This window comes from Pseudoalteromonas sp. MM1, from assembly GCF_030296835.1.
Lineage (GTDB): Bacteria > Pseudomonadota > Gammaproteobacteria > Enterobacterales > Alteromonadaceae > Pseudoalteromonas.
This window is the reverse complement of record NZ_AP027922.1, coordinates 1,649,532-1,665,542: the sequence shown is the minus strand read 5'-3', so window position 1 is coordinate 1,665,542 and position 16,011 is coordinate 1,649,532. Positions and strand designations below refer to the sequence as shown.

Here is a 16,011-nt window from a genome sequence, read left to right as displayed (position 1 = left end):
TTTTTACCAACTTTAAAAAGTGCAGCTTACATGCACATAAACTAACTCCCTCAAACTCGCATGGCGTTATTATATAACATATAATACCGGTAAATTTTCAACACGCGTTTTGAGCTTAACTATGTCGACCCCTTCCGTAACGCCTCGATTGCATCACATTGATTTACTTCGAGGTATTATCATCATTTTTATGGTGATAGACCATGGCATGTATTACTGCCTAAATTATTCAGTCACCGACCCGATGACTATTCCAGGGACTGATCCCCTCACCTTTTTTACGCGCTTTGTTTCACACTTTTGCGCCCCTTTATTTGTATTTTTAGCGGGGCTTTCGGCGGCTATAACCGAGCATAAATATGCCTCCACCAAAGCATTTTCACAAAACTTGATTGTCCGCGGTTTGGTACTTATTTTGTTTGAATTTACAATCGTCTCATGGTCGTGGAGCTTTAACCCGTTATTTCCAATGTTATACGCACAAGTTATATGGGCTATTGGCTGGGGATTTGTAATGCTGGGGCTGCTTCGTTTAATTGGCCTACATGCTGTATTTATAGCTGGCCTATTATTAGTATTTGGCCACAATATGTTTGATGGTGTAAGTTTTGAGCCTAATACGCTAGCAAATACGCTTTGGTCTATCGCTCATCAAAAAAATGTACTCGAACTGCCTTTCGATTTTAAAATCAGAACAACCTACCCTGTAGCCCCCATTGTAGGCTTAATGGCACTCGCTTATTGCGCTGGTGTTTATTACAAAGCAAAACAATACAGTACAAAATCAATAAACCATGCTGCTTTACTTGGTGTAAGTTGCTTAGCTTTATATGCAGTATTACGAGGTTTTAATTTATACGGCGATACTTCAACTTTTACAATTCATGACCATACGTTTGAAACCGTTATGTCGTTTTTAAACCCTACAAAGTACCCACTGTCATTACAGTTCATGTTGCTCACAGTAGGCCTTGGGCTTATTGCACTTAAGTGTTTAAGCCATCTAAAAACCGATTTTTCTCGTGACTTTTTACAAGTGCTCGGAAAAACCAGTATGTTTTCATACCTTGTACATTTGTACTTATTGCACGCATTAGCTTGGCTACTAATCCCCGTTTTAGGGCTTAATTTTAGCGATATGACTTACGGAGATACATTAGTAGGCCTTCCAGCTGGTTACGGTATGAGTTATGGCGCAACCCTATTATTTATAGCTGTGGTTATAGGGTTAACAACGCTACTTGCTAAACGCTATTTAGGTTGGAAGCGCAATAACAAACACAGCTTAATTGCTAAATACATTTAAAACAAAACCCCGCATACACTGCGGGGTTTTTATTGATAAGCGAGCTTGCTCAATAGCTATAAAAAGCTTTTACCACTTTGTTTTAGGGTCACAGTTTGGGCATGAGCACTTTTAATTAATAATCCACAGCGCATATCATTTTTAGAAATTACAATTTTATCAATAGCGCTTGTATCGTAATCCACTACTTTGTTTTCACATCTAAGCTGAACTTTAGACAATGGTTTTTCAGCCTTTAATACAGCTTCGCTTTTAGACAATAAAGGTAAAACAGCCTGCTCAGACTCAAGTGAAATTTGCTGATTAATATCACCCGAATTTTTATATATATCGTTTACTTGCGCTAATAGCTGCGCTTTGTTTTGCTCTGAAAAGGTTATAGATTCTATATCGCCTAATGCATCAATTGCATCGTAAGCACGTACGTAATCTTGCTTTGAAATAAACCACTGTAGCGCATTTTTAATAACGCGTTTTTTTATTTGATCCGGCAAGTTATCTCTAAACAAAAACGCTTCATAAATAGACTTATCAAAGCTTTTCCAATCCTTTACAAAGTAGCTATGTTGGCTTTTAAGCCAAGCCAGTAAAACTATTTCAACGGTGTTTTTAGTATGTTCGTTTTCAAGCTCAGTAATATACGTTTTAGCTTCATCAAACTTTTTATCATCGATAAGCTGGCTGGCTTTTTCATAATCTTTAAAAAAGCCAGGAGATGCCTGATCGTTTGAAAAACTAGCATGTACATTTTGTGAGCTTACCGTAATAGTTTTAGCTGTAGAAACAGCACCGCCATTAATTTGTGCACTTTTATAATTAAGTTTAGAAACGTAATCGACGACTTCTCGTTGATATTTTTTTTGCCCTGCCGTGGCTACAATTTCGATATCACTCACCTGCCCGTTTTTATCAACCACGTAGCTACTTAAGTTAATGCCTTCTAACCTTGATGCGCGTGGTGACGTATTAGTGAGCTGGTCGTAATTTTTATTTATTACCTGTGCAGGTACAAAGTCATCCGCTGATGCAGATAGGTGAGTAAAGGTTGAAGCTAAAGAAAGTGCGAGTAAACGTTTTTTCATCGATTTATCCATCCTAGATTATGTTTCTAATATAAAAACAAATCTAGCCCATAAACGCAATACAAGAAACAACAAAAGCGATTGTTTTTTAATCGCAGCAAAACTCAGCTAGGTAAAATTCAAGCATAAAAAAAGGCGCCTTAAACAGCGCCTTTGGATTCAAGTATGTGTGCTTAAAACATATCTTGATAGGAGTTGGTTGTAGTAAACGAAATGGCTTTATCAAAACCAGGTAGTTCAATGCCCTCTTCGCCAATTACAATATCGTTATCATCTATGGCGCCATCGCCAAAACGGTATACTAATTCGTACTTGCCTAGATCTGCTTGTGCTTTATAGGTATTTTGCGCAGCAACAACAGATGTATGCTTATCAGCGTAATTACTCATTGCTTTTTCACCATGGCGCTTAGCAAGCATTTGCATTGTTACTTTAGCGCTAAGTACAGTCGCAGTGGCGTTATTACCGCCAAAGCCTTTTGAGTTTATAAAAGCTATGTCCAAATCGCCGCAATCATAATGACTGTTACGTATATCTAAGTGATCTGCATAAACATCGTCAGCAACTTTATCTATAGTCGTAATACCCGGCATAATATTATGGCTAAATACACCCAGCGCTATCGCAAGCTGATCGCCACTAGCAGGGGCAATTGTATGCCCTACATAAGCTTTTGGCGCTGTTACTTTCCAGCTATCAATGGCAAAGGTTTGTGCTACTTTATGATAAATAAGTGACTCAGTTACTCTATTTTGTGGCGTACTTGAACCATGCGCTAAAATAAAGCTGCGATTTTGTAGCGCGTCTTTACCTAATAAGCTTGTTGCCAATGCCGCAGATTTAGCCATGGTAATGTAATTACCTGGGCCCGGCGAGGTGATTGATTTTTTAATGCCATCGGCATTTACAAATACATCTGGTACTGAGCCCATAATGTCTGCACCAAGCTCTAGTGCTAATGCATCATCCATTAAAATAGTCACTTGCGCGCCTTCACCTAATGTAAAACCACAGTTTTCGCCAAACGGGCGGCTGCTTTTACGGTAATCAGGCTCTTGTTCACTGCTTAAGTTATCTAAACGGCGCAGGCCTTCAACATTTGCAAGGGCGCTCATATTACCAAAGCCTTCGACTACTTCAGGCGTTATAGCGCATTCAACACTTGCAACAACCGCAACACGGGTACGCCCAGCTTGAATATCGTTTACTGCAGCGCGTAAGTTATATAAAAATGTGGCACATGCGCCCGAGGTAGAAAACGTAGTACCTACATTACCTGTAACGTACGCGTTTATAAAATCAGTAGACATCGTATTTAAGCCAAGTGCTAATTGCTTAGTACTAACACGATCGCCCTGCTGGCGCGCTTTAACTAAACCACCTAATCCTTTATCGTCCATTTGGCCAATAACAGAGGCTGAATAGGTACCAATTTTATCTGGCTCTACGCTATTCATTATACGTTGCCAGTCAAGCCCAGTTGACTTAATAGCGTCGTTTGCAGCAAATATGGTGGCTTGCAAACCGCGTGGCTGATAACGGCTGTTATACATTATTGATGGATCAAACCCAGTAGGAAACTGCCCCGCCGATTTAATCGGGTTGTCACGGGTAGAGTCAAGCTTTACGTCTAGCTCTGCGGCTATGGTTACTTTTACCTTTTTGCCTTCAAGCTCTTCAACCTGCCAACTCGCCGGAACCGGCGTTGGTAAATCGCGAGCGCGAGTTTCAAATACAATTGCGTTTTCGTCAGATGTCTTTAATGTCATTTTTTGCTGCCAAGGTGTGGCATCTGCATCAAAGTGCTCTTTTTCAATTTTACGAATAAGTGTGCCAGCAATAATTTGCTCACCAAAGCGTGCTTCTATGTCGCTTTGCTCAACATTATTACCGTTTGTATCTTGTAATTGGCCATCAACAACGCGTACCAAGTTCATTAATGTGGCGAGGCCTAAAAATGTTTCACTACGATCTTGTGCGTTTAATGCATCTAACACGATACGGCGGTAACCTTGATGGAAAGAAGTTCGGCCTGCGGCGTTAATACCGCCCATGCCTACAATTACAGGTAATGCTGTCATAATTAACCTTTAAAACGTGTTATAGGAGAAGCAAACAGTTTAATTGGATTCACCACAGCACTTTGTGCTTTAATAGCCAAATATTCAGCATTAAAGGCCAAAAAATACTGGTCGGAGCATTCACATGAATAACAAATCAGTAAACCCAGCGTTAAATATTGCCATAGCAGTATACCCGCATTTACTTATTACCAGTTTAACACTCCCTATTGAAATGCTAAGAGCCGGCGAAGCCTATGCAAAAGGCCATTTAAACCAAGCTGATTTTAGACCACTTAGTATAAATTTAATTGCTAAAAATAATGAGCCAATACAAAACCGTACTGGTCTTGCTATAGTTCCCGATTTCACTACAGCCAACGCACCGCATAACGATTTAATTATTGTACCCGGTATATGGCGAAACCCTCGCCCAGTTGTTCGTACTAATAAAGAAGTGGTTGAATGGCTGCAAGAAAGTTTTGAAACTGGCAGCCAACTAATTGGTGTGGGTACTGGTAATTGCTTAGTTGCAGAGGCAGGGTTACTTGATGGGCACCCCGCAACAACCCATTGGCATTATGCAAAACAATTTAGCCACGACTACCCTTTGGTCAGCCTAAAGCCCGACTTTTTTATCACCCAATCTGAGCGCATGTATACGGTGGCAAGCTTAAATGCCCTTGCCGATGTGATCGTACATATTATTAGCCAATATTACGGCAAAGCAGCTGCGCAGCACGTAGAACGTAACTTTTCGCACGAAGTACGTAAACCCTACGAAGATCAGCGCTACCTTGAAGGCGCGGTTGACCGCCACCCAGATGAACTAATAGCGCAAATTCAGTTTTGGCTTAAAACCAATTTAGCCAGCGAGTTAAACCTACAAGAAGTAGCGGCACAATTTAGTTTAAGCTACCGTACCTTTACACGGCGCTTTAAACTTGCCACTAACCAAAGTCCGATAGAATATTGGCAACAATTACGGGTTGAAGGTGCTAAAGAGTTATTAGCGTCGTCTAATTTAACTATTCAAGAAGTGGCGCTTGAGGTTGGCTATAACGACCAAGGCCATCTAACTCGCGTATTTAAAAAAGTGCTAAGCCAAACGCCAAGCGAGTATAGAAAAGTAGTGAGAAGAAAGTTATTTGGTTAATGCAAATAATAACGCCACTAAATTAGTGGCGTTAAATCAGTGGCGTTCTGGGTCATTAAAGTCTTTTCGGTAGTAACGTTTTTGATAATTTTTTACTTTAGTATGGACGCCTTTACTTAAGCTTTTAAATTTTGCCTCTAGTACATCTACCCCATATAAAATACCAACCACCAGCACCGAAAGCTTAATGGCAGCAGCTAGATTGTCGGTGGCTATCATTACGCCAATAGAGGCAAGCACCCAAATGGTTGCAGCTGAGGTAACCCCTACTACGGCTCCGTCTTTTGCAAGCATTACGCCAGCGCCTAAAAAGCCTATACCTGTAATTATTTGCCCCACTACACGAGAATGATCAATTACATCGCCTTGTAAGTTAAACGCGGTCGATAAAAACAAATACGTGCCTAAAGTTATTAAAGCAGATGTGCGAATACCCACAGGTTTACCGCGTAACTGGCGCTCTAAACCAATTATGGCACCACAAAAAGCGGCGGTGCCAATGGCTGCCCAAGAATAAGGGGCTACATCAATTAAATCTAAAAAAGTCACTCTTTACATTAAACCTATTAATTATTAGCAATGGCCACTGCGGTTCTTAGCCGTTGGCCACCAAATGCTGACATTTTACTAAAATCACTGCGTGCTATAGGTACGTACTGGCAATCTATTGCGAGTTGTTTGTCGCTTCCTGGCTCGCAAAACGGGTCATGAACATACACGCAGTGCTCATCAAGGTGGGTAACGCACACCCAATGAGGTGATTTTTTACCATCAAAACTGTATGTGCTAATTAATAAGAGCACACTAAAGCCTTCGCTTAACCACTGTTCAATATGCTCAAGCTCAACATCTTTATGCACAAGCGGTATATTTGCCTGTGCAATACCATCTACAAATTGTTGATGCACGGTGGCAAGTACCACTTTTTTGTTTTCATTGCGTACGCCATCTAAAAACAAAGGCTCTGTGGTATTAACCATTACCTCGCTTTTAAAACCACGCTTATTAGCGGCAAGTGCCAAACCAAACGGATGGCAACCACCATGGCCTGAGGTCATAAAAATGGTGGTACCTTCACGCCAAAGTGCCAGCTCATGTGATTGGCTAAGCTCGGTTGTTGGCTTAAGTGCCCCCATTGCCATTAATAACGCCGCTGGCCCACAGGTAAACTCGGTAGTTTGCTGATACCACGGCGTTAATCGCGCTACTTTTAGCTCACTCGTTTGGCGAATATTTTTTTGCATTCGCAACGCATCACTGTGATCGTCATAATAATCGCTATATTGGCCAAACACTCTGTAACCCAAACTTTTATAAAGCCCAATAGCACTGTCGTTATTTACGGCCACTTCTAAACGAAGGTAAATTCGCCCGCGCTCACACGTTTGTTTTTCAAGCGCAGCTAAAAGCATTTTGGCAATGCCTTTACCTTGCATTGTGGGTTTTACAGCAAGCGAATATAAACGTGCCAAACGCGTGCCTTTATGGCACCACACCAGCCCATAGCCGCATACTTGTTCGCTATTTTCTGCGATTAGCAAAATACCGTGCTTAGCACTTAACCAGCGCTTTAAGCTACGCGGGCTCAATTTATCGTTATTAAAGCACGCGTTTTCAACATCAATTAGTGCGTTTAAATCACTGCTAATTGCCTTTCTAATAACAAGGTTGCTCATGTTATTAACCACGGCCTCGCGCTTCTAAACGTTGTTTAAATTCATCCATAATGATCATGTATAGTTCGTCGCCTAAATAGCCGTCTTCAACTTTGTGATCAATACTTGGATTGTCATTTACTTCAAGCACATAAGCACGGCCCTGATGCTCTTTAACATCTACGCCATATAACCCTTTACCCACTGTTTTGCATGCTTTTAAAGCGGCATCTAGTACAGCTTTTGGTAACTCAAAGGTAGGTAACGTTTCAAAACCACCCGAGAAAAACCGTTTAGCGTCGTGGTTATAAATTTGCCAATGGTTGCGTGCCATTAAATAGCGACACGCATATATAGCACGGCCATTTAACACACCCACTCGCCAATCGTACTCGGTATACATGTATTCTTGTGCAAGTACCAATGCGCTATAATCAAACAGCTCGGTTAGTTTTGCTTCAAGCTCACTGCGGTTTGCAACTTTAAACACCCCTTTTGAGAACGACCCTTCAGGCATTTTTAACACCAGCGGATAGGTAAACGTCTCTTCTAATTGCTCAAGCGTTTGCGCTGATTGATCAGCCACTACAACCGTTTTTAAACTGGGCACTTTTTGATAATTAAATGCATCGTGTAAATACACTTTATTACAACAACGTAAAATAGATTCAGCATCGTCAATTACCACTAAACCTAGGCTTTGCGCTTTACTTGCAAGGCGATACGTTGGATGGTCAATCGCTGTAGTTTGACGAATAAATAACGCATCAAACTGGGCAATATTGTCTATTTCATCAAAACTGAGTGCTTGTGCATTAATACCGTGTTTAGCCGCTGCTTTTATAAAGCGGGCAATGGCGTCTTTATCGCTCGGTGGTACTTTTTCGTTATGATCAACCAGTATTGCCATGTCCCATCTAAAACGGCGCTGCACAGTACCAATACGCCATTGTGTTTGGGTAAATGTATTTAGTTTTGCTACAAAATTGCTATATTGTTCATCGTTTAAAGTATTTAGCGAACCTTGCTGTAACAAACCTTGCTCATCTACATATAAAATAGGCGCTGGGTATTGTTTAAATACCGATTTAGCCGCTTTGCTTTGTAATTCGTTTAAGGCATTACCAAAGTAAATTTCGCCATCAATTTGCCCCACATTTGACATAGGAGCTTGGCCACTTCTAAGCGCGTTTATTGTTTTTACACTTGGCAAAACTTGGTGCTTACGCGCCTCTGCAAGCAGTGAGCAATAGTAACCCTTACTCAAGTATTGGCTTGAGTCGCATAAATTAATAATGCGAGTTTTAGGTTCATTATGTTTTGGGTAATCACGTAAGTAACTATTAAACGTAATGACATTTTCGAACGATTGAGCAAGTGTTTGCTCGTTGTTATCAACCACTATTAAGGTTTTAAACACGACTTTTCCTAGTTAAGTCAGAAATATAAAAAGCATGCCTAATAAAATACTCAGCACTATAAATAGAAACACCCAGCGTACTAAGTGGGCATTGCGCGTATCACTTAATACGATGGGTGCTTTAACAAATACCTACTGTAAGTGTTAGCGCTTAAATTGCTTAAGCGACATCTGCTTTATATGCCCTTTTTAAAAACCACACAAACGAGATATTTTTAGCGTGAAGATAAAAAATATTGATTAACTATATTTTCCTATTAATGCAGATTAAAATACGCAAAATTACTATTTTATGAGCGTTATAAATGTCACATCCTGCCTGCCCACAGTGCCAATCTGAATATGTTTACGAAGACCAACAAATGCTTATTTGCCCTGAATGCGCCTATGAATGGAACCCAAATAGTACAAACGATGAAGACGCAATTTTAGTTAAAGATGCCAACGGCACACTACTTAATGATGGCGATAAAGTAACCGTAGCCAAAGATTTAAAAATTAAAGGTAGCTCACAAGTTATTAAAATTGGCACCAAAGCGGTCGTAAGGCGTGTGCTTGATAAAAAAGATCACGAGCTAGATTGTAAAGTAGATGGTATTGGCGAAATGATGGTAACAGCGAAGTTTGTAAAAAAGGCTAACTAGCTGGGTAGGTCGGATAAATGGCGAAGCCATGCCATCCGACGCGCCATAAAGACCTAGGTTATTTCATTCAACAATAGAGTTATATACAAGGCTAAAATGTATAATGTAACTATGGCTTCGTCGGATGGCGCTTCGCTTATCCGACCTACGAATAATTTATATTTTTTCGCCACACCAATTATTTGTATAAACACCTTGTTTTACGGCTCTGTGAAAACTTGAATAAGGCCAATCAACTACTCGACTAATTAAACCGTGCTTTAACGGATTAAAGTGAACGTAGTTAATATGATGCCAATAATCATCATTATTTTTAATGATGTGCTCCCAAAACCGGCGCTGCCAAATTCCGCGCTCATTTTTACGTTTTCGTGTTTGAGTTAAAAACTCTGTTTTTGGGAGAGATTTTGAAAATCGCTTTTTAATTTCTCGCCAGCGACTCGAATAATCCATATCACCATCTGGTAAGGTTAAAACCGCATGAAGGTGATCGGGTAGCACAACCCATGCATCTATATAAAATGGCCTTTGGAATTTAACAATACGGATAGACTCTCTTAATAAATCGATATGCTCAACCAACAACGATTTATTCCTATCGAGCAAATTAACGGTAAAAAAGTACGTCCCACCTTTAACATAATTACGACGATATCGCATTACACATCCACTGCTCTATTTGTTACACATTAGCTAAATAAAGCGTAATTTTAGGATATATACAACATTGACGTAGGTCGGATAAGTGGCGGAGCCATGCCATCCGACAGTTAATTTATAAGTATAAGCGTTTATTGTATTGGTAATTTGGATCGGTGTCATGCTGATTGTTTTGTTTTGGGATGACTTGTTTGTTATACATTGCCATATTTTTCCAATATTTCAGTGCATGCAGCGTGTACTTGCGTTGAATAATAATTAATAGTTTCTTGTATTTCACTGTCAGATTTAGATAATAACTCATCGCTACAATGTTGCCTGACTTTTTTAAGTGGCAAATGATCAGTTTCTGATGTAATTAGCCCAAAAATATGAAACTCTGTTTCCCAACATTGACCATGAATATTATTTCCTAAAAATGACAAAGCTAAGACAGTATCCAAATAGTCTTCATTGCTTGTTAACAACGCCTTCGCAAGCTCACAAGACTTTCTCTTACTTGACTCATCATTCATAATCGATGCAACCTAACTCCGTAACGAAAACCAAACTTGACACCCACTTTAATTTAACAGACGAACCTATGCGTAAACTGTAAAATTTAGGATGGTTGCCTGTTTATTTTTTTCTTGACGGTCATACTCCACCTTTTATATGAAAAAAGCAGGCTCTATTTACTCGAGTCGTTTACTATTTCTTTCAAAAGCGCTTGATGTCTGAAGTCAAGATTTGACCCCTTTACTTTTGAAGTCAAGATTTGACCCCTTTACTTTTATCGATGCAACCTAACTCCGTAACGAAAACCAAACTTGAGAATAAAACCAAACTTGAGAATAAAACCAAACTTGACACCCACTTTAATTTAACAGACGAACCTATGCGTAAACTGCAAAATTTAGGATGGGTGTCTTGTTTATTTTTCTCAAATCTTGACTTATTCATAATTGAACTCATAAAATAATTTCTACTACTGTGTAGAGGTTGGGAGTCCAATTATCTTGTTATACAATTTAATTTCGATGCACATATACATGGTTATGCCATTGAACATAATCATATAACTCAGAGTTAAGCTGCTCTTTAGGGACATTTATTTCTACAGAATCTAAAAAATAAAATCCCGAGTTCTGGAAACATTTTAATATTTCCCAGTCACTTTCAGTCTTATTTTCTTTTACTGCTAGCATTTGTGATTTATTAAAACAGTATGCAGCGAAATCTGCGATTTGTAGATAAATATTATTCTTTGACTCTTCAAAACTAACTGAATTATTTTTTAAGAAACTAAAAGATAAATTTACACCTGGCTTTCTAATACCCTCATCGCAATAAAAATATGCAGTGTCCAATAGGTTTTTCTTGTATAAATATTTAACACTTTTAATTAACGCTAAATAAAATGCTACATGTTCATAATTATATTTATCAAGATTTTCAAAGTCAGGTAGAGCAGATGCATTTATATTATTAAAGTCATAACTCTCTTTACTCCAAGTTTGCGCAACACACGGTATATAATACTCAGAAAACACTTCACATAAGACTTTAAACGTACCAAACCTATCAGTTTGCTCCATTACACTCCACTGGCCTTTACCATTCATAATATCTGTCAAATGAAACTCATCGATTCCATACTGGGCTTTTATTAATTTCAGCCCAGCATTTATACTATTTGTAAGTTGCTCTATTTGTTCAGAAAGCAAAATAACTGCTACATAAGTCTTTCGATTGGTTTTCAACCAATTTGAAGGCATATCAACACCGGGAGATCCTGTATCATCAAAAGCTACGATTGTTCGCATTATTCACCTAGTTGTAGAACGCCAGCTTAAGGGGCTAGTAACTAACTTGCTTTATCACTGCAAACACCTAACCACGCTAAAACTGCCTAGAGTTGATAGTCCCACTTAAAGCGTTTGCTATGTACGATCTTGAAGTATCACTTCTAACTCTTTAGTGTATTTAGCCATATTGCTAAGCTCATTCTGCATGGTTTGCTTGATGGTCTCAGGTGTTTCATTTGGTAAAAAATGATTGTCACCATCATTACACGCGTTGAGTTTTTGTTGACTAACTGAAGCTGCTGTGCCGTATGAATTGATTAAAGCCGTAAGGGAGCTGATGCGCGTTTGAACAACTTGCTCATCACCTGATTTTTTAAGCTCACTCTTGAGTTGTGAAAGCTCTTCTTTTTGAATACTGACTGAGTAAATTAACCAAATTACTGCAAAAAGAGCAATAACTACCCCAGCTGTACCACTTAAATAGCTACCAAATGCCCCCCAATCCCCAGATTCACTTGATAGTTCACCACCAAATGAAAAGAAATACATCATTGCTGCCAGCATTAAAACACCTACAACAATCAACATAGAGGCTAGCGACTTCCAATTTTTCATCAGCCACATTCTAAATATACTCCCTAAGTACATAACAACTTATCAAACACCATTTTCGCGGTTTATAACACCCCCAAACCGCGTATATTTCATCGCTCAATAATTCCACCAAACAACTCTAATGTAAACAAGTAATTAAATGGTTCTAATGATTTACACCAAAACGACTGTTGATAATGTTGTGAAAAAAATTAGCTTTGTCGGATGGCGCTGCGCTTATCCGACCTACATATAAAACCAATGTTTTATAAAATTTCTACCACTCCATATTCATGGTTATTGCCTGCAATACTTAGGCTTACTTCATCGTCAAGCTGCTTGCCTAAAAGTTGTTTGCCTAGCGGGGCTTCGGGTGTAACAACTTGAATAGTTAGCCCTTTTACTTCAACCGTTAAGCCACCTGCGGCTGGGCCTAAATAAAACCATTTTTGTATGGTGTTTTCATCTTCTAAACAAACGAGTGAGCTTATAATCACTTTATTGTGAGTCGGCTCTTTAAAAATGGCTTCAAATTGTTTAATGCTTTTGTAGCATTCGTTTACACGCTCGGCTTGGCCTTGTGCTAAATAAGCGGCTTCGAGCCCTAGGGTATCATATTGCGTTTCTGCTACGCTTTCTTCGTGAGTTGCGGCGTCGTGCGCGGCTTTGGCAGCTTGTTTTGCGCTGTTTAATTGTGCTTCAAGTGCAAATTTAAGGTGTTCAATTACGTGGGTCTTGTTCATGAGGTAGCGCTAATAACCAATGCTGTAAACTATGTGGTTAATTTTAACGTTATAAGGCGCTTAAAACCATTATTTTAAGCGCCGATATGTTTACTTAATCATTTAGACTCGCATTTATGGCATATCCATTAATGCTTGGGTTTTTACATCGAGTTTTTCTTCGTAGTTTTCAGCGCTTAATCCTAAAAGCTCAGGCAAGGTTGCCGCTATACAAATAGACGAAAACGTACCTACTACAATGCCGGTAAATAATGCAATGGCAAAGCCTTGTAATGGCGCGCCTGCGAGTAACCAAACGCTGGCAACCGTAGCAAGTGTGGTGCCCGATGTAATAAGTGTACGCGTTAACGTGCTTTTAATCGCGCTATTTATAATACTTGCGGGGCTAAGTGCATTATTAGATTTAACACGTAAAAGCTCGCGTACTCTATCACCGACTATTATTGAGTCGTTTAGTGAATAACCTATAATGGCGAGTAAGCTGGCAAGTACGGTTAAATTAAACTCAAGTTGAAATAGCGAAAATAGCCCCAGTACCAGTAATAAATCATGCACTAGCGCAACTACTGAGCCAACAGCTAAACGCCATTCAAACCGCACCGCTAAATAAAGCATTACTGCAATCATAGCTGAAAACAGGGCTAAACAACCTTGCTCAAACAGTTCATCACCCACTTGTGAGCCAATATACGCTGACGATAATACCTCAGCGTTCATATCTGCGTTTTGAGTAATGGCAGTTTGCCAATCATTACTATTTGCTGTTGAATCGCTAGGCGCTTCGCGTAGTTGAAAATGGCTATTGCCTTGCGCGGTTAGCTCAAACTCGCCATTGTGATTTTTAGTAATAAACGATTGAAGCTCTTTTAGCTCAACACCTTGGCTGGTGGTAAATTCCGTTAGGTAGCCACCGGTAAAATCGAGTCCAAAATTAAGCCCTTTTTGACTAAGTGTAAATACCGATAGCAGTACAAGTATGGCGCTCAAAAGCATGCCCGAAAAACGCAGACGCGTGCCCGCCTCGCCTTTTAAAAAAGTGTTAAGCATGTGCATTTACTCCTGCTTTTTTAGCCGTTTTTAAATATAACGTTTGGCTTAGTATTTTTGATACGTACACGCCAGTAAATACAGAGGTTATTAAACCAAGTGCCAATGTGATGGCAAAGCCTTTAACTGGGCCGTAACCTATGCCGTATAAAATAAGCGCGGTGATCATAGTGGTTATATTGGCATCAAATATTGTATTGGCCGCCTGTTTGTAACCTTCTTGAATCGCCTGATATGCAGAGCGCCCTTTTCTGCGCTCTTCTTTAATTCGTTCAAATATAATAACGTTGGTATCTACCGCCATACCAATAGTAAGCACAAGCCCAGCAATACCCGGCAGGGTTAATACAACTCCTGGTAATAACGACATGAGGCCAACAAGCGATGTTAAATTTAATAACAGCGCTACGTTTGCAATAAGCCCTAAACGTCGATACCACAGCGCCATAAAGGCAAGTGTAATCCCCATGCCCAACATTAATGCGGCTAAACCATTACTAATATTTTCGCTGCCAAGGCTTGGCCCTATTGTTTGCTCATGCACTATAGTTACAGGCGCGGTTAGTGAGCCTGCGCGTAATAACAGGGCTAAATCTGCCGCTGCTTGTTGGCTTTTCATATTGGTAATGCTAAAACGTGAGCTTAAATGCTGTGCAATATTAGCCACGTTTATAACTTCGCTTTTTTTAACGGTTTCACCGTTTGCATTTTGAGAGTACTCAGAGTAAACCGTGGCCATAGGCTTACCAATATTCGCTTTTGAAAATGCCGACATAGCATCGCCGCCTTGCCCATCTAGGCTCAGTTGTACTAGGGGTTTACCCCAGTCGTCGCGCCCTATGTTGGCATTATTAATGTGATCACCGGTAAAAATAGGCACAGGATCAAGTTTAATGGTCCCACCAGACTGCATATTAAATGTTTGGCCACCTACTTCTTTTAACTGGTAAAACCCAAGTGAAGCAGTCGCGCCTATAATGCGCTTTGCCTCGGTTGGGTCTTGCACGCCTGGTAGCTCAATACGTATACGCTGCTTACCTTGGCGCTGTGTTACGGCTTCGGTAATACCTAATTCTTCAATGCGTGAGCGAAGCGTGGTGAGTGTTTGGCTCATTACTTCTTTATCAAAGCTGCTGCGTCCTTGCTCTGAATAACTAAATAGTGCATTTTTAACGTCCCCATTATTGGTTGTTGTAACCGCTAAATTAGCAAAGCGACTTTGTAGCTCATCAATCACTGGGTTAAGTTTTTGCACCGCATTTGGTAGTGCGCTAATTTCAAAACCATGATCCGTTTTCAGCGCTTTAAGGCCATGCGCTTTTTGCTTTACGATGATTGATTTAGCTTGTTGATATGCACTCACTAATTGCTCATCAACGGCTTTGTCTAAATCTACGTCGAGTACAAATAACACGCCGCCATTTAAATCAAGGCCCAATTTTATTGGTGATAAACCAAATTCTTGCAGCCAAAGTGGGCTTGTTGCATGTTCTACAATTTTAACTTGTGTGTTTGGATACTGCGCCTTTATAGCCGCTTGCGCTTGAGCGCTTTTAGTTGGCTCGTTTAATAAAATATTTATAGTTGCTTGCTTATCAAGCCCTTGTTCAACATTAAAGCCTTGGTTATTTAAAAAAGTAACTAATGTGTTAGTACTTAGCACGGCTTGGGTTTCGCTATGAGGCGCGTTGCTTACATGCAACCACGATTTATTAGGGTATAAGTTGGGTAATGCGCTAATAGCTAATAAAATCAGCACAATAAGCATGGCTATATAGCTTAATTTAAATTTAGCCATAAATGACTTTTGATCTTTTTTTACACTTAACATGTTTTTTCCTTATTACCAGTAAATTA

15 protein-coding genes are annotated in these 16,011 nt (G+C 39.7%); 3 read left to right on the top strand and 12 right to left on the bottom strand.

What is annotated here, in order from left to right:
- The first annotated feature begins 121 nt into the window (after positions 1-121).
- Complete coding sequence (locus tag QUE46_RS07550; protein WP_286247328.1) at positions 122-1,306, top strand: DUF1624 domain-containing protein; 1,185 nt, start codon at positions 122-124, stop codon at positions 1,304-1,306.
- A gap of 56 nt (positions 1,307-1,362) precedes the next feature.
- Here QUE46_RS07550 and QUE46_RS07545 read toward each other — a convergent pair whose 3' ends face one another.
- A complete protein-coding gene (locus tag QUE46_RS07545; RefSeq protein WP_286247326.1) occupies positions 1,363-2,388 on the bottom strand; it encodes an energy transducer TonB in 1,026 nt (341 codons plus the stop codon).
- A gap of 173 nt (positions 2,389-2,561) precedes the next feature.
- On the bottom strand, positions 2,562-4,469 hold the full coding sequence (locus QUE46_RS07540; RefSeq protein ID WP_286247324.1) for a beta-ketoacyl synthase: 1,908 nt from the start codon (positions 4,467-4,469) through the stop codon (positions 2,562-2,564).
- Between the two features lie 124 nt (positions 4,470-4,593).
- Here QUE46_RS07540 and QUE46_RS07535 point away from each other — a divergent pair, with 124 nt between their 5' ends.
- A complete protein-coding gene (locus QUE46_RS07535; RefSeq protein WP_286247322.1) occupies positions 4,594-5,604 on the top strand; it encodes a GlxA family transcriptional regulator in 1,011 nt (336 codons plus the stop codon).
- A gap of 36 nt (positions 5,605-5,640) precedes the next feature.
- Here the strand turns inward: QUE46_RS07535 and QUE46_RS07530 are convergent, their stop codons facing one another.
- From QUE46_RS07530 to QUE46_RS07520, 3 genes are read right to left on the bottom strand one after another with little or no spacing between them, the layout of a single operon-like run.
- Positions 5,641-6,153 (bottom strand): MgtC/SapB family protein, encoded by a 513-nt coding sequence (locus QUE46_RS07530; protein WP_286247318.1) that lies wholly within the window; start codon positions 6,151-6,153, stop codon positions 5,641-5,643.
- Positions 6,154-6,170: 17 nt separating this feature from the next.
- Complete coding sequence (locus QUE46_RS07525; protein ID WP_286247317.1) at positions 6,171-7,280, bottom strand: GNAT family N-acetyltransferase/peptidase C39 family protein; 1,110 nt, start codon at positions 7,278-7,280, stop codon at positions 6,171-6,173.
- Positions 7,281-7,284: 4 nt separating this feature from the next.
- Positions 7,285-8,679 (bottom strand): RimK family protein, encoded by a 1,395-nt coding sequence (locus tag QUE46_RS07520; RefSeq protein WP_286247316.1) that lies wholly within the window; start codon positions 8,677-8,679, stop codon positions 7,285-7,287.
- 305 nt (positions 8,680-8,984) lie between these two features.
- Here QUE46_RS07520 and QUE46_RS07515 point away from each other — a divergent pair, with 305 nt between their 5' ends.
- On the top strand, positions 8,985-9,323 hold the full coding sequence (locus tag QUE46_RS07515) for a zinc ribbon domain-containing protein YjdM (RefSeq protein ID WP_286247314.1): 339 nt from the start codon (positions 8,985-8,987) through the stop codon (positions 9,321-9,323).
- Positions 9,324-9,479: 156 nt separating this feature from the next.
- Here the strand turns inward: QUE46_RS07515 and QUE46_RS07510 are convergent, their stop codons facing one another.
- From QUE46_RS07510 to secD, 7 genes are all read right to left on the bottom strand, one after another.
- Entirely contained in the window at positions 9,480-9,983 is a 504-nt protein-coding gene (locus QUE46_RS07510) for a transposase (protein ID WP_286247312.1), read from the bottom strand.
- Between the two features lie 194 nt (positions 9,984-10,177).
- Entirely contained in the window at positions 10,178-10,498 is a 321-nt protein-coding gene (locus QUE46_RS07505; protein ID WP_055016431.1) for a hypothetical protein, read from the bottom strand.
- Positions 10,499-10,993: 495 nt separating this feature from the next.
- Positions 10,994-11,788 (bottom strand): DUF3800 domain-containing protein, encoded by a 795-nt coding sequence (locus QUE46_RS07500; protein ID WP_286247309.1) that lies wholly within the window; start codon positions 11,786-11,788, stop codon positions 10,994-10,996.
- Between the two features lie 117 nt (positions 11,789-11,905).
- Positions 11,906-12,394 carry a hypothetical protein gene (locus QUE46_RS07495; protein ID WP_286247306.1) on the bottom strand — a complete coding sequence of 163 codons (489 nt, stop codon included), beginning with the start codon at positions 12,392-12,394 and terminating at the stop codon, positions 11,906-11,908.
- A 236-nt stretch (positions 12,395-12,630) separates the two neighbouring features.
- Positions 12,631-13,107, bottom strand: coding sequence for a transcription elongation factor GreAB (locus tag QUE46_RS07490; protein ID WP_286247304.1), 477 nt, complete (start codon positions 13,105-13,107; stop codon positions 12,631-12,633).
- 114 nt (positions 13,108-13,221) lie between these two features.
- Positions 13,222-14,154: a protein translocase subunit SecF gene (gene secF, locus QUE46_RS07485; protein ID WP_286247302.1), complete on the bottom strand. Its 933-nt coding sequence runs from the start codon at positions 14,152-14,154 to the stop codon at positions 13,222-13,224.
- Positions 14,147-15,985: a protein translocase subunit SecD gene (secD, locus tag QUE46_RS07480; protein ID WP_286247301.1), complete on the bottom strand. Its 1,839-nt coding sequence runs from the start codon at positions 15,983-15,985 to the stop codon at positions 14,147-14,149. The genes secF and secD overlap by 8 nt, the downstream gene beginning before the upstream one ends.
- Positions 15,986-16,011 lie beyond the last annotated feature (26 nt).

What these genes read in the sequence shown, in the direction of transcription:
- QUE46_RS07545 (WP_286247326.1), bottom strand. Translation starts at nt 2,388, where the DNA reads ATGAAAAAACGTTTACTCGCACTTTCTTTAGCTTCAACCTTTACTCAC.
- QUE46_RS07525 (WP_286247317.1), bottom strand. Translation starts at nt 7,280, where the DNA reads ATGAGCAACCTTGTTATTAGAAAGGCAATTAGCAGTGATTTAAACGCA.
- QUE46_RS07535 (WP_286247322.1), top strand. Translation starts at nt 4,594, where the DNA reads ATGAATAACAAATCAGTAAACCCAGCGTTAAATATTGCCATAGCAGTA.
- secD (WP_286247301.1), bottom strand. Translation starts at nt 15,985, where the DNA reads ATGTTAAGTGTAAAAAAAGATCAAAAGTCATTTATGGCTAAATTTAAA.
- QUE46_RS07550 (WP_286247328.1), top strand. Translation starts at nt 122, where the DNA reads ATGTCGACCCCTTCCGTAACGCCTCGATTGCATCACATTGATTTACTT.
- QUE46_RS07510 (WP_286247312.1), bottom strand. Translation starts at nt 9,983, where the DNA reads ATGCGATATCGTCGTAATTATGTTAAAGGTGGGACGTACTTTTTTACC.
- QUE46_RS07515 (WP_286247314.1), top strand. Translation starts at nt 8,985, where the DNA reads ATGTCACATCCTGCCTGCCCACAGTGCCAATCTGAATATGTTTACGAA.
- QUE46_RS07495 (WP_286247306.1), bottom strand. Translation starts at nt 12,394, where the DNA reads ATGTGGCTGATGAAAAATTGGAAGTCGCTAGCCTCTATGTTGATTGTT.
- QUE46_RS07490 (WP_286247304.1), bottom strand. Translation starts at nt 13,107, where the DNA reads ATGAACAAGACCCACGTAATTGAACACCTTAAATTTGCACTTGAAGCA.
- QUE46_RS07500 (WP_286247309.1), bottom strand. Translation starts at nt 11,788, where the DNA reads ATGCGAACAATCGTAGCTTTTGATGATACAGGATCTCCCGGTGTTGAT.
- QUE46_RS07505 (WP_055016431.1), bottom strand. Translation starts at nt 10,498, where the DNA reads ATGAATGATGAGTCAAGTAAGAGAAAGTCTTGTGAGCTTGCGAAGGCG.
- QUE46_RS07540 (WP_286247324.1), bottom strand. Translation starts at nt 4,469, where the DNA reads ATGACAGCATTACCTGTAATTGTAGGCATGGGCGGTATTAACGCCGCA.
- secF (WP_286247302.1), bottom strand. Translation starts at nt 14,154, where the DNA reads ATGCTTAACACTTTTTTAAAAGGCGAGGCGGGCACGCGTCTGCGTTTT.